This window comes from Streptomyces sp. UF-297 (assembly GCF_058245575.1).
Genome location: NZ_JBSIBZ010000043.1, coordinates 17,085 through 30,765, shown reverse-complemented (window position 1 = coordinate 30,765; position 13,681 = coordinate 17,085). Strand labels below are relative to the sequence as shown.

Sequence of the window (13,681 nt, the reverse complement as noted above, 5' to 3'; positions counted from 1 at the left end):
CCGTCCTGCGGGCCCACGCCGGGGACGGGCTCGCTGTGCCCGGTACCCATGGGGTCTGAGGGTCCTGCCGTGACTGCCATGCTCCGAGCCTAATGAGCCGCCTTTTCGGGCGAAAGTCGCCCATGCGGGACATCTGGTGCGGCCATCGCGTCCGTCCTGCCCGTCCCGTCCGTCCCGCGGGCGGTGTCGTACGCGGCGTCCACCGCCCGTTCGCGCTCCAGCATCCGCCGGAACGGGCCCTCGGCCGCGGCCAGCTCCTCGTACGGGCCGTGCTGCACGGCCCGCCCCCGGTCCAGGACCAGCACCTCCTCGACGGCCTCCAGACCGGTGAGGCGGTGGGTGATCAGGACCGTCGTACGGCCCTCGGTCGCGGTGAGCAGGTCGGCGGTCAGCGCGTCCGCCGTCGCCAGGTCCAGGTGCTCGGCGGGCTCGTCCAGGACCAGGACGGGGAAGTCGGCCAGCAGCGCCCTGGCCAGCGCCAGGCGCTGACGCTGGCCTCCGGAGAGCCGCGCGCCGTGCTCGCCGACCAACGTGTCCAGCCCCTCGGGCAGCTGCCGCACCCAGTCGGCGAGCCGGGCCCGCTCCAGGGCCTCCCACAGCTGCGCCTCCTTCGCGTCCGTACGGGCCAGCCGCAGGTTCTCGCGGACGGAGCTGTCGAAGATGTGCGCGTCCTGGGCGCACAGCCCCACCCGCTGGCGTACCGCGTCCCCCGCCATCTCCCGGGCGTCCACCCCGCCCAGCTCGTACGTGCCCGCCTCCTGGTCCAGGAAGCGCAGCAGCACCTGCGCCAGGGTCGTCTTGCCCGATCCGGACGGGCCGACGACGGCGAGGCGGCGGCCCGCGGTCAGGGTGAGGCCGACGCCGTCCAACGCCGCGTCCCGCTGTCCCGGATGGCGTGCGGTCAGGTCATCGAGGACCACCGGGAACGGCGATCCGGGCGCCTCGACGGGCGTGGTGGGCTCGCGCACCGGGTCGGGCGCGTCCAGCACGTCGTGGATGCGCTGCGCGGCGCGGCGGGTGCGCTGGCGGTACTGCACGGCCAGCGGCAGTGCGGTGACGGCCTCGAAGGCGGCGAGCGGGGTCAGGACGACGACGGCCAGCAGCAGGCCGTCCAGCCGTCCGGCGTGTACGGCCTGGACGCCTGCCACGGCGGCGGCGGCCACCGTCAGGCCGCACACCAGCGCCGACAGCCCAGCGCCGACACCTGCCACGGTGGCGGAGCGGGCGGCCAGCCGCGTCAGGTCGCGGTCGGCGTCGCGGGTCCGCTCCGTACGCGAGGGCAGGGCGCCGGCGATGGTCAACTCGGCCGTACCGGTGAGCAGATCGACGACCCGCGCGGACAGTACGCCGCGGGCGGGCGCCAGGCGCCGCTCGGTCCTGCGGGCCAGCGCGCCGGACAGCAGCGGCACTCCGGCGCCCGCCAGCAGCAGGCCCACGGCCAGGATCGCGCCGGCTTCGGGCAGCAGCCAGGCCGTGAAGCCGACGGAGGCGGCGCCCACCAGGACCGCCGCTCCGGCGGGAAGCAGCCAGCGCAGGAAGTAGTCCTGGACCGCGTCCACGTCCGCGACGAGCCGGGAGAGCAGATCGCCGCGGCTGCGGTCCTTCAGGCCTGCCGGGGCCAGTCGCTCCAGGCGCTGGAAGACGGTCACACGGAGGTCGGCGAGCATGCGGAAGACCGCGTCGTGGGCCACCAGGCGCTCGGCGTAGCGGAAGACGGCGCGGCCGATGCCGAAGGCGCGGGTCGCGGTGACGGCGACCATCAGGTAGAGGACCGGGGGGTGTTGGGAGGCGCGGGAGATCAGCCAGCCGGAGGTGGCCATCAGGCCTACGGCGCTGGCGAGGGCCAGGGAGCCGAGGAGGAGGGCCAGGGCGAAGCGGGGGCTGCGGGGGCGGGCCGCCTCGCGCAGGCGGGCCAGGGGGTTGCGGGCTGCCGGGGTCGCGGGGTTCTCGGCGGGGGCGGGGGTCGCCCCGGGTGCCGGGGTCGCGCCAGGTGCGCTGGGTGTTGCGGGACCGGTACTCCGGGGGGAGTCGTCGGACTGCTTCGCTTCACGTCCGGCAACTACCCCTTCCGCACCGGTCCCTTCGGTGGTGTGGGCGGCCGCGGCGTCGTCGTGGTGCGCGTCCACGTCCAGGCGTACGACTCGCTCTGCTACTGCCAGGAGGGCCGGGCGGTGGACGACCAGCAGGACGGTACGCCCCTGGGCCAGTCGGCGGACGGCGGCCACGATGTCCGCCTCCGTTTCGCCGTCCAGGTTGGCCGTCGGTTCGTCCAGGAGAAGGATCGGGCGGTCGGCGAGGAAGGCGCGGGCCAGGGCGAGGCGTTGGCGCTGGCCCGCCGAGAGGCCGGTGCCGGATTCGCCGAGGCGGGTGTCGGTGCCGTCGGGGAGGGCGTCGACGAAGTCGAGGGCGCCCGCGTCGCGCAGGGCGGTGCGCAGGGCGGTGTCGTCGGCGTCCGGGCGGGCCAGGCGTACGTTCTCGGCGATGGTGCCGGCGAAGAGGTACGGGTGCTGGGGGACCCAGGCGATCTGTCGGCGCCAGCTGTCGGGGGAGAGGGCCGTCAGGTCCTGGCCGTCGATGAGGACGCGGCCCTGGGTGGGGCGGGTGAAGCCGAGGAGGACGTTGAGCAGGGTGGTCTTGCCTGCGCCGGACGGGCCGGTGAGGGCCACCGTTTCGCCGGGGCGGACCTCGAAGGAGGTGGCGGGGAGGGCGGGCCGGGTGCGGCCGGGGTAGCGGACCAGCAGGTTCTGGACGCGGATGCCCGTGCCGCCGGGGGCGGGCTCGGTGCCCGGTGCGGGCGGCTCGCTCTCCAGGACCGTGAAGATTTCCTCGGCGGCCGACAGTCCCTCGGCGGCCGCGTGGTACTGCGCGCCTACCTGTCGCAGCGGCAGGTAGGCCTCGGGGGCCAGGACCAGGATCATCAGGCCGGTGTAGAGGTCGATGCCGCCGTGGACCAGGCGCATGCCGATGCCGACCGCGACCAGCGCGACGGAGATCGTGGAGAGGAGTTCCAGCGCGAAGGAGGAGAGGAAGGCGATGCGCAGGGTGCGCATCGTGGCCCGGCGGTACTCCCCGGTGATGGAACGGATCGACTCCGCCTGGGACTTGGCCCGGCCGAAGACCTTGAGGGTGGGCAGCCCGGCGACCACGTCCAGGAAGTGCCCGGACAGCCGCGACAGCAGCTTCCACTGGCGGTCCATCCGGGACTGGGTGGCCCAGCCGATCAGGACCATGAACAGCGGGATCAGCGGCAGCGTGACCACGATGGTGGCCGCCGAGATCCAGTCGCCGGTGACGATACGGGCCAGCACCGCGACCGGGACGACCACCGCCAGCCCCAACTGCGGGAGATAGCGCGCGAAGTAGTCGTCCAGTGCGTCGATGCCTCGGGTGGCGAGGGTGGTGAGTTCGCCGGTGCGCTGACCGCTCAGCCAACCGGGGCCAAGGGCGGTGGCCCGGGCCAGAAGGCGGGTGCGCAGTTCGGACTTGACCGCGGCGCCGGCGCGGTGCGCGGCCAGTTCCGTGAGCCAGGAGACCAGGCCCCGGCCCACGGAGACCGCCGCGAGCAGCGCCAGCGGCAGACCGAGGTCGGCCACTGCCTTGTCCTGCTGGAAGGCGCCGACCACGACCTCGGCGATCAGCATGGCCTGGCCGACGACCAGGCCCGCCCCGGCAAGCCCGAGCACCACCACCGCGATCAGGAAGAAGCGGGTGGCGCGGGCGTACCGGAGCAGGCGCGGGTCGACCGGTTTCACGTGAAACAACCCTTCCCAGTAAGGAAGTTGATCAACGGGGCTAGTGGGCGTCGGCGATGTGCTGGGTGCCGATCCGCTTGCGGAAGACCCAGTACGTCCAGCCCTGGTAGAGCATCACGACGGGGGTGGCGATCCCGGCGCACCAGGTCATGATCTTCAGGGTGTACGGGCTGGAGGAGGCGTTGGTGACCGTGAGGTTCCAGGCCTCGTTCAGCGAGGACGGCATGACGTTGGGGAACAGCGTCAGGAACAGCATGGCGACCGCGGCCACGACGGTGACGCCGGAGAAGGCGAAGGACCATCCTTCGCGGCCGAATTGATTGGCCACCAGGGCGGCGACCAGCGCCACCACCGCGACGATCATCGCGGCCAGGCTCTTGCCGTCTCCGTTGTCGGCCTGGGTCCAGGTCAGGAAGGCCAGCGCCAGTCCCGCGGTGATCAGACCGAGCACCGTCGCCGTCCTGCGGGCCCGCTTGCGGATGTCGCCCACCGTCTTGAGCGAGGCGAAGACCGCGCCGTGGAAGGTGAACAGGGTCAGCGTGACCAGTCCGCCCAGCAGGGCGTACGGGTTCAGCAGGTCCAGGACGTTGCCGACGTACTCCTTGTGCGCGTCGATCTTCACACCGCGCACGATGTTGGCGAAGGCCACGCCCCACAGGAAGGCCGGGATCAGCGAGCTCCAGAAGATCGCCTGTTCCCAGTTCCTCTGCCAGCGCTCCTCGGGCCGCTTGGCGCGGTACTCGAAGGCGACGCCGCGCACGATCAGGCAGACCAGGATGAGCAGCAGCGGGAGGTAGAAGCCGGAGAAGAGGGTGGCGTACCACTCGGGGAAGGCGGCGAAGGTGGCGCCGCCCGCGGACAGCAGCCAGACCTCGTTGCCGTCCCAGACCGGGCCGATGGTGTTGATCAGTACGCGCCGCTCGCGGCGGTCACGGGCGAGCAGTTTGGTCAGGACGCCGATCCCGAAGTCGAAGCCTTCGAGGAAGAAGTACCCGGTCCACAGGACGGCGATGAGGACGAACCAGACGTCGTGAAGGTGCACAGCTGCCTCCTAGTACGAGAAGGCCATCGGCCGGTCGGCGTCTTTGTCGTCGCCGCCGATCTTGGTGGGCGGGTTGAGGTCGTTCTCGGACAGCTCCGGCGGTCCGGCCTTGACGTACTTGACGAGCAGCTTGACCTCGATGACGGCGAGGATCGCGTACAGCGAGGTGAAGACGATCATCGAGGTGATGACCTCGCCGGTGGAGACGCCGGGGGAGACGGCGGCGGAGGTCTTCAGGACGCCGTAGACGACCCAGGGCTGCCGGCCCATCTCGGTGAAGATCCAGCCCCAGGAGTTGGCGATGAGCGGGAAGCCGAGGGTGACGAAGGCCAGCGACCAGTACCACTTGGTCAGGCGCGCGCCCAGTTTCCTGTTCTTGGTCAGCGCCAGATGGGGTGGCTCCTCCTCCCCCGTCCGCAGCCCGGGTGAGAGCCAGAACTTCTTCCGGGTCAGCCAGAGTCCGGCCACTCCGATGGCGAAGGACGCCATGCCGAAGCCGATCATCCAGCGGAAGCCCCAGTAGGCGACGGCGATGTTGGGCCGGTAGTCGCCGGGCCCGTACTTCTCCTGCTCGGCCTTGTTGACGTCGTTGATGCCGGGGACGAAGGAGGAGAAGTCGTTGTGGGCGAGGAAGGACAGTATTCCGGGGATCTCGATGGCGACCTTGTTGTGGCCCTTGTCCACGTCCCCGTAGGCGAAGACGGAGAAGGGCGCGGGCGCCTCGCCGTCCCACAGCGCCTCGGCGGCGGCCATCTTCATCGGCTGCTGCTTGAACATGACCTTGCCCAGCTCGTCACCGCTGATGGCGGTGAGCAGGCCCGCGACGACCATGGTGACCAGGCCGAGGCGCAGCGAGGTCTTCATGACCTTCACATGCTTCTTGCGCATCAGGTGGTACGCGGCGATGCCGACCATGAAGGCCGCGCCGGTCAGGAAGGCGGCGGTCAGCGTGTGGAAGACGACGACCAGGGTGGTGTCCTGGGTCAGCACCTGCCAGAAGTCGGTGAGCTCGGCCCGCCCGTTGGCGGCGTTGTACTTGTAGCCGACGGGGTGCTGCATCCAGGAGTTGGCGGCGAGGATGAAGTAGGCCGACAGGATCGTGCCGATGGAGACCATCCACATGCAGAAGCAGTGGATCTTCTTCGGCAGCTTGTCCCAGCCGAAGATCCACAGTCCGATGAAGGTGGACTCGAAGAAGAAGGCGATGAGCGCCTCGAACGCGAGCGGGGCGCCGAAGACGTCACCGACGAAGCGCGAGTAGTCCGACCAGTTCATGCCGAACTGGAACTCCTGGACGATGCCGGTGACGACACCCATCGCGATGTTGATCAGGAAGAGCTTGCCCCAGAACTTGGTGGCCCTGAGGTACTTCTCCTTGCCCGTCCGTACCCACGCGGTCTCCAGACCTGCCACCAGAGCGGCGAGGGAGATCGTCAGGGGAACGAAGAGGTAGTGGTAGACGGTCGTGATGCCGAATTGCCATCGCGCCAAAGTCTCTGGCGCCAACGCCAGTTCCACGTCGGACTCTCCTTACGTCGCCGCGTTCATTACGGCAGTTTGCCCCTTTTGTCACATAGGAAGGGGGACATAAGGGGACACGATTGTGAACGCGTTCACATTCACAAGCATTATGGCGCATGGCCGATTGGCGCTCTTGACGGGGGGTGCGTGATGGGTGTCACGCAGAGAGAAACAGGCGCCCGCACCGGTGGCCGGTGCGGGCGCCTGACGAGGTCTGCGGCAGCGCTACAGCTCCTTGCGGAAGGCCTCCGCCGCCTTCAGGAACAGGTCCATCGCCTCGGGCTCGCCGATCGTGACGCGCACGCCCTCACCCGGGAACGGCCGCACGACCACCCCGGCCTTCTCGCACGCCGCCGCGAAGTCGGCCGTGCGCTCCCCCAGCCGCAGCCACACGAAGTTCGCCTGCGTCTCGGGCACCGTCCAGCCCTGCGCCTCCAGCCCCGCCACGACCCGGGCGCGGTCCACGACCAGCTTGTCCACCCGCTCCAGCAGCGCGCCCTCGCTGCGCAGCGAGGCCACCGCCGCCTCCTGGGCCAGCTGGCTCACCCCGAAGGGCACCGCCGTCTTGCGCAGCGCGGCGGCCACCGGCTCGTGCGCCACCGCGAAGCCGATCCGCAGCCCGGCCAGCCCGTAGGCCTTGGAGAAGGTGCGCAGCACACACACATTGGGGCGGTCCCGGTACAGCTCGATGCCGTCGGGCACCCCACCTCCTTCACCTTCGGCGGCACGGATGAACTCCCGGTAGGCCTCGTCCAGCACGACCAGGACGTCCGAGGGCACCCGGTCCAGGAACGCCTCCAGTTCGGCACGGCGTACGACGGTGCCGGTGGGGTTGTTGGGGTTGCAGACGAAGATCAGCCGGGTGCGGTCCGTAATAGCGGCGAGCATCGCGTCCAGGTCGTGCACATCCCCTGAGGTCAGCGGGACCTGTACGGAGCGGGCGCCGGAGACCTGGGTGATGATCGGGTACGCCTCGAACGACCGCCAGGCGTAGATGACTTCGTCCCCCGGACCGGCCGTGGCCTGGATCAACTGCTGGGCCACACCCACCGATCCCGTCCCCGTGGCCAGGTGCGTCACGGGGACGCCGAAGTGCTCGGCCAGCTCCGCCATCAGGCCCGTACAGGCCATGTCCGGGTAGCGGTTGAAGGACCCGGCGGCCGTGACCGCGCTCTCCAGGACGCCCGGCAGCGGCGGATAGGGGTTCTCGTTGGAGGACAGCTTGTAGGCGACCGGGCCGTCCGCGGCCGCCGGCTTCCCCGGCTTGTAGGTGGGGATGCCGTCCAGCGCAGCACGCAGTTTGGGGGTCTTCTCGCTCACCGCAGGTCCTCCTCGACCGTCCCGTCCGTCTCCAATACTGCACACCTTATGAGGATTGACCGGCCGAGCGTAGGCCCCGGCCGCACGGGACCCGGCCGGGGGCCGCCCCGCGCCCGGCCCCGGGGGAGCGCTCCTTGCCCTGCCATGCGCCGGTGGCTCGCGCCGTGGCGCGCATCACCCGTGAAGGTGACTTGAGACCTCTTCGAGACCTGGGCCAATCGACAGGCAAGTCTCACCGATCACCGATCAGAGACCGGCCCGGCCGCACAACCCTCTTTGTTTCCAAGGTCATTGGCGGAAGTCCGGCGTGCAGAAACGTGCCTTTCCGCTGCCGCCCGCGACGCCCCGCGAAAGCCCCGGCCGAGCCCTACTATCGGCTCGCCATGACAGCAGCAGGGAAGCACCAGGTGAGCCGGTCGACCGGTCGCCGGCTGGGGCGGGCAGGCATCCGGGACGTGGCCGCCGCAGCCGGTGTATCCATCACGACTGTCTCCGACGCGCTCAACGGCAAGGGCCGGCTTCCGGATGCCACCCGTCGCCACGTCCGCGAGGTCGCCGACCGGTTGGGCTACCGCCCTTCCGCCGCCGCCCGCACCCTCCGTACCGGCAAGTCGGGCCTCATCGGCCTGACAGTGACGACGTACGGGGATGAACCTTTCACCTTCACCGAGTTCGCCTACTTCGCCGAGATGGCCAGGGCCGCCACCTCCGCCGCCTTAGCACGCGGCTACGCCCTGGTCATCCTCCCCGCCACCTCCCGCCACGACGTCTGGTCCAACGTCGCCCTGGACGGCACGGTCGTCATCGACCCCGCCGACGGCGACCCCGTCGTCACCGAACTGGTCCGCCACGGCATCCCCGTCGTCTCCGACGGCCGCCCCGGCGGCTCGCTGCCGGTGACCGGCTGGGTGGACAACGACCACGAGGCGGCCGTCCTCGGACTCCTGGACCACCTCGCCGAGGCCGGCGCCCGCCGCATCGGCCTGCTCACCGGCACCACCACCGACACCTACACCCGCCTGTCCACCACCGCGTATCTGCGCTGGTGCGAGCGGGTCGGCCAGGACCCGGTGTACGAGTCCTACCCCGCCCACGACCCGTGCGCGGGAGCCGTCGCCGCCGACCGGCTGCTGGCCCGCCCCGACCGCCCCGACGCCGTCTACGGCCTCTTCGACCCCAACGGCACCGACCTGCTCGCCGCCGCCCGGCGCTACGGCCTGCGCGTCCCCGAGGACCTGCTGCTGGTCTGCTGCAGCGAATCCAATGTCTACGCCACCACCGAGCCGCCCATCACCACCCTGTCCCTCAAGCCCCGCCGCATCGGCACCGCCGTCGTCCAGCTCCTGATCGACGCCATCGAAGGACTGGACAGCGGCCGCCCCGTCGAGCAGGTGATACCGACCGACCTCATCGTGCGCACCTCCTCCCAACGGAGGTCCCCGCGCACGACCGTCAGCCCCCCGCGCGGCCCGTCCGGCGACTGAGCGCCCCCGTCCATACGCAGTACTGACGGGCGCCGGAGGGCCCTGTGCGCTGGACTTTCCCGGAGATAAACGGGGCGAACCCGGGAGAAAACAGCAGCGAACGCCGGGCACCGTTCGATTGACCACCCCCGGGTGCGTCACAACGCGCGAGCGGCATTCCTATGATGGGCGCACGACACCACGGACCGCCGTCGACCAGGCAAGGTCCGCGAGGTGCACGGCGGCGCGATGGTGGAGGGGTCGATGACTCAGGGGGCCAGTCAGGGACCCATGGTGTGGACCATGGCGGCACAACCTCCGGCGTCCCCTCCGCCGCCCGGACAGCCCGCCGGGGCTCCGCCCGCCCCGGCGTTCACCCCACCGCCCATGCCCCGGGTCCCCCCGGCCCGTACCCCCGAGGGCTACCCCCCCACCGAGCGCGCCCTGCGCGTCACCGGAGCCGAAGCCCCCGAGGGCGCACCCCGTACGGACTCCGCCCCCGGCGAGGTCCAGCGCACGGACACCCTCATCGACCACGCCTCCCTGGCGCACGCCTCCGTCGACCACCCCACCGTCGACTTCTCCGCCGTACCGGAATCCGCCGTCCCCGACTCCGAGGGGCCGGGCCCGCTCTACGTCGTCGGCGATGTCCACGGCTATTACGAGGAGCTGCGCGAGGCGCTGGCCGCCGAGGGCCTCATCGACGAGGAAGGCCACTGGTCGGCGGGCAGCTCCCGGCTGTGGTTCCTGGGCGACTTCACCGACCGCGGGCCCGACGGCATCGGCGTCATCGACCTCGTCATGCAGCTGTCCGCCGAGGCCGCGGCGGCCGGCGGCTACTGCAAGGCCCTCATGGGCAACCACGAACTCCTCCTGCTGGGGGCCAAGCGCTTCGGCGACACCCCCGTGCAGTCCGGCGCCGGCACCGCCTCCTTCCAGGCCGCCTGGCTGCTCAACGGCGGCCAGAAGACCGACATGGACCGCCTGCAGGACCACCACCTGCAGTGGATGGCCCGCCTGGACGCCGTAGTGGAGGAGGACGGGCACCTGCTGCTGCACTCCGACACCACCGCCTATCTCGATTACGGCGACACCATCGAGGACGTCAACGACTGCGTCCACGACGTGCTCAACCGCAGTGACGCCGACGAGGTCTGGGACCTGTTCCGCAAATTCACCAAGCGCTTCGCCTTCCGCGACGGCTCCGGCCCGCAGGCCGTGCGCGAGCTGCTGGCCGCCTACGGCGGCGAACGCATCGTCCACGGCCACAGCCCCATCCCGTATCTGCTGGGAGAGGTAGGCGCCGAGGACGGCGAGGGCGAGGGCGTCGCGGTGGACGGGCCGCACGTATACGCCGACGGGCTGGCCATCGCCATGGACGGCGGTGTCACCATGGCCGGAAAGCTGCTGGTCGTTCAGCTCCCCTTGACTGACTGACCGTTATTCGGGCAGGGGTACCACCAGGTCGGCGGACAGCTGGGCGGGGCAGAGGTCGGCCGCGAGCGGGGCCCAATTATGGAAACACCCTGTCACCCCGTGCCGGAGGCGCTCTACCATCGGTCTATCCGTAGCAGGCTCTCCTCCGTTTCCGCCCATCTGCCCGGCACATGCCGGCCCGTACGGCCCTACGGAGCATCGGGGGATGCACATGAACAGCGCTCCGCACCTGCTGAACGAGGACCGCGAGCAATTCGCGCGGATCCTCGACGAGGCGCTGCGCACCGCGGAATACCGCCCGGATCTCGCCTCCGCGGGAAAGCGCCTCAACACCGAGCAGTTGCGCACCATGGCGCTCAGCGCCACATCCGCGATCGCCGCATGCGCGACGATCGAATACGAACGCTACGTACAGCTCCGCGCGAAACTGCGCTCCCCGTCCGGCCCGTCCTCCGCAGCGCACGGAAACGGGGACGACGGCACGGACGGCGAGGAACAGCGCCATGCCCCGGGCACCGGTCCCGCAGAGGGACTCGTCGCCGCCGTGAGCGGCGGGGCGGAGCCGACGGGCGCGGGCCTGGCCGCCATGCTGGCGGTCCTCGTCCCCGTACTCGCCGGCATCTCCGCGGTGATCTTCCTTCTCATCGGCTACATCCTGCGCGGACTGGGGCCCGACCAGACCGTGGCCAAGCCCATGATCAGCGTGGGCTGGGTCTTCGCCGGACTCACCGCCGCGGCGATCCTCGTCGCGATGGGGGGCCTGGTCATCACGGCCCTGCGCAACGGATCGACGTCCCTGCGGGCCACGAAGGGAGGTGAGTTGGCGCAGGAGGTCGACCGCGCCCGTGAGGCGTGGCGGCACGCGCTTCTTGAGCGCGGGGTGATCCCGTTTCTGCGGGAGGCACTGAGCGACCCCGCATCCGGTACGGTCCGTGAGCCCCGGCACACGGGCCGGCGCGGCGTGGACGGCGAGAGCCGCATCCCGACGCTGGGCTACTCCCGCCCCGACTTCACCAGCCCCGAGGGCGGCCCCCCGGCCTCCCCCCGCCCGCGCTTCACCAGCCCCGATTTCACCAGCCCCGACTACGGGGGCCCGGATCACCGCCCTGATTAGCCGGGCCCCGCACCATCCGACACGGCGACGGGGCGCGGGTCCGTCGGCTGACAAGGAACGAGCCCGAAGTCGCAACCCTTGATTGCCACTTCGGGCCCGGTCTCGTCGAGAGGGTGACCGGAGGTCGCCGTCTCACTCCGCGATCGGCAGATACACCCGGTTCCCCGCCGCCGCGAACTCCTTCGACTTCTCCGCCATGCCGGCCTCGGCGTCGGCTGCGGTCAAACCGCCCAGGTCACCGCCGTGTTCGCGGCGGATGTCCTGGGAGATCTTCATCGAGCAGAACTTCGGCCCGCACATGGAGCAGAAGTGCGCCGTCTTGGCCGGTTCGGCGGGGAGGGTCTCGTCGTGGAAGGCGCGGGCCGTGTCCGGGTCGAGGGCCAGGTTGAACTGGTCCTCCCAGCGGAACTCGAAGCGGGCGTCGGAGAGGGCGTCGTCCCACTCCTGGGCGCCGGGGTGGCCCTTGGCCAGGTCCGCCGCGTGGGCCGCGATCTTGTACGTGATGACGCCGGTCTTCACGTCGTCGCGGTCGGGAAGTCCCAGGTGCTCCTTGGGAGTTACGTAGCAGAGCATGGCCGTGCCCCACCAGGCGATCATCGCGGCACCGATGCCGGAGGTGATGTGGTCGTAGGCGGGCGCGACGTCCGTGGTCAGCGGGCCCAGGGTGTAGAACGGGGCCTCCTCGCAGATCTCCTGCTGGAGGTCGATGTTCTCCTTGATCTTGTGCATCGGGACATGGCCCGGGCCCTCGATCATGGTCTGGACGCCGTGCCGCTTGGCGACGGTGTTCAGCTCACCGAGCGTGCGCAGCTCGGCGAACTGCGCCTCGTCGTTGGCGTCCGCGATGGAGCCGGGGCGCAGGCCGTCGCCCAGGGAGTACGTCACGTCGTACGAGGCGAGGATCTCGCACAGCTCCTCGAAGTTCTCGTACAGGAAGGACTCCTTGTGGTGGGCCAGGCACCAGGCCGCCATGATCGAGCCGCCGCGCGAGACGATGCCGGTCTTGCGGCGGGCGGTCAGCGGCACGTACCGCAGCAGTACGCCCGCGTGCACCGTCATGTAGTCGACGCCCTGTTCGGCCTGCTCGATGACGGTGTCCTTGTAGATCTCCCAGGTCAGCTCCTCGGCCTTGCCGTCGACCTTCTCCAGCGCCTGGTAGAGCGGCACCGTGCCGATGGGGACGGGGGAGTTGCGCAGCACCCACTCGCGGGTGGTGTGGATGTTGCGGCCGGTGGAGAGGTCCATGACCGTGTCGGCGCCCCAGCGGGTGGCCCAGGTCATCTTCTCCACCTCCTCCTCGATGGAGGAGGTGACCGCGGAGTTGCCGATGTTGGCGTTCACCTTCACCAGGAAGTTCTTGCCGATGATCATCGGCTCGATCTCCGGGTGGTTGATGTTGGAGGGCAGTACGGCGCGGCCCGCCGCGATCTCCTCGCGGACGAACTCGGGCGTGACGTTCTCGCGGAGGGCGACGTACTCCATCTCCGCGGTGATCTCGCCGCGCCGCGCGTACGCGAGCTGGGTGACCGCCGTGCCGTCCCGGCCGCGGCGCGGCAGGCGCGGGCGGCCGGGGAAGACCGCGTCGAGGTTCTTCAGCCCGCCGCGCGGCGAGGTGTGCTTGATGCCGTCGTCCTCCGGCCGCATCGGGCGGCCCGCGTACTCCTCGGTGTCTCCTCGCGCGATGATCCAGTTCTCCCGCAGCGGCGCCAGGCCGCGGCGGACATCGGTTTCGATGTGGGGGTCGGTGTACGGCCCGGAGGTGTCGTAGAGCGTCACGTCCTTGCCGTTGGTGAGGTGCACACGGCGGACCGGGACCTGGAGGTCCGGGCGCGATCCGCTGACATAGCCCTTGTGCCAGCCGATCTCCCGCTCGCCCTGGGTGTTTCCAGGCGTGCGTGCATCCTGCAGAGTCATGAGACCCACTCCCTACGCCGGCATTACCCGGTAACAGGTTCGGCGGTCGACGCAGCGGCTTCCGTACGGTGTGTGTACGGAGGTCAGCGCCCTCTCAGCCCGGTGCTCCGAGCTCCCG

General features: G+C 70.5%; 8 protein-coding genes. 3 read left to right on the top strand and 5 right to left on the bottom strand.

Annotated elements, in window-relative coordinates; all coding sequences use genetic code 11:
* Positions 1–89: 89 nt before the first annotated feature.
* The 4 genes from cydD to hisC all read right to left on the bottom strand — a co-directional run bounded on the left by cydD (position 90) and on the right by hisC (position 7,635).
* Positions 90–3,752, bottom strand: a complete 3,663-nt coding sequence (gene cydD, locus AC4IJH_RS23525) for a thiol reductant ABC exporter subunit CydD (protein WP_490853795.1) — start codon at positions 3,750–3,752, stop codon at positions 90–92.
* Between the two features lie 40 nt (positions 3,753–3,792).
* Positions 3,793–4,794 (bottom strand): cytochrome d ubiquinol oxidase subunit II, encoded by a 1,002-nt coding sequence (gene cydB / locus AC4IJH_RS23520; RefSeq protein ID WP_490853794.1) that lies wholly within the window; start codon positions 4,792–4,794, stop codon positions 3,793–3,795.
* Positions 4,795–4,803: 9 nt separating this feature from the next.
* A complete protein-coding gene (locus AC4IJH_RS23515; protein ID WP_490853793.1) occupies positions 4,804–6,312 on the bottom strand; it encodes a cytochrome ubiquinol oxidase subunit I in 1,509 nt (502 codons plus the stop codon).
* Between the two features lie 228 nt (positions 6,313–6,540).
* Complete coding sequence (hisC, locus tag AC4IJH_RS23510) at positions 6,541–7,635, bottom strand: histidinol-phosphate transaminase (protein ID WP_490853792.1); 1,095 nt, start codon at positions 7,633–7,635, stop codon at positions 6,541–6,543.
* 383 nt (positions 7,636–8,018) lie between these two features.
* Between hisC and AC4IJH_RS23505 the strand changes: the two genes are divergently transcribed.
* The 3 genes from AC4IJH_RS23505 (at position 8,019) to AC4IJH_RS23495 (ending at position 11,649) form a co-directional block, all read left to right on the top strand.
* A complete protein-coding gene (locus tag AC4IJH_RS23505) occupies positions 8,019–9,119 on the top strand; it encodes a LacI family DNA-binding transcriptional regulator (protein ID WP_490853791.1) in 1,101 nt (366 codons plus the stop codon).
* Positions 9,120–9,347: 228 nt separating this feature from the next.
* Complete coding sequence (locus tag AC4IJH_RS23500) at positions 9,348–10,535, top strand: metallophosphoesterase (protein WP_490853837.1); 1,188 nt, start codon at positions 9,348–9,350, stop codon at positions 10,533–10,535.
* Positions 10,536–10,740: 205 nt separating this feature from the next.
* Positions 10,741–11,649, top strand: coding sequence for an MATE family efflux transporter (locus AC4IJH_RS23495; RefSeq protein ID WP_490853790.1), 909 nt, complete (start codon positions 10,741–10,743; stop codon positions 11,647–11,649).
* Between the two features lie 132 nt (positions 11,650–11,781).
* Here the strand turns inward: AC4IJH_RS23495 and thiC are convergent, their stop codons facing one another.
* Positions 11,782–13,563, bottom strand: a complete 1,782-nt coding sequence (gene thiC, locus AC4IJH_RS23490; protein WP_490853789.1) for a phosphomethylpyrimidine synthase ThiC — start codon at positions 13,561–13,563, stop codon at positions 11,782–11,784.
* Positions 13,564–13,681 lie beyond the last annotated feature (118 nt).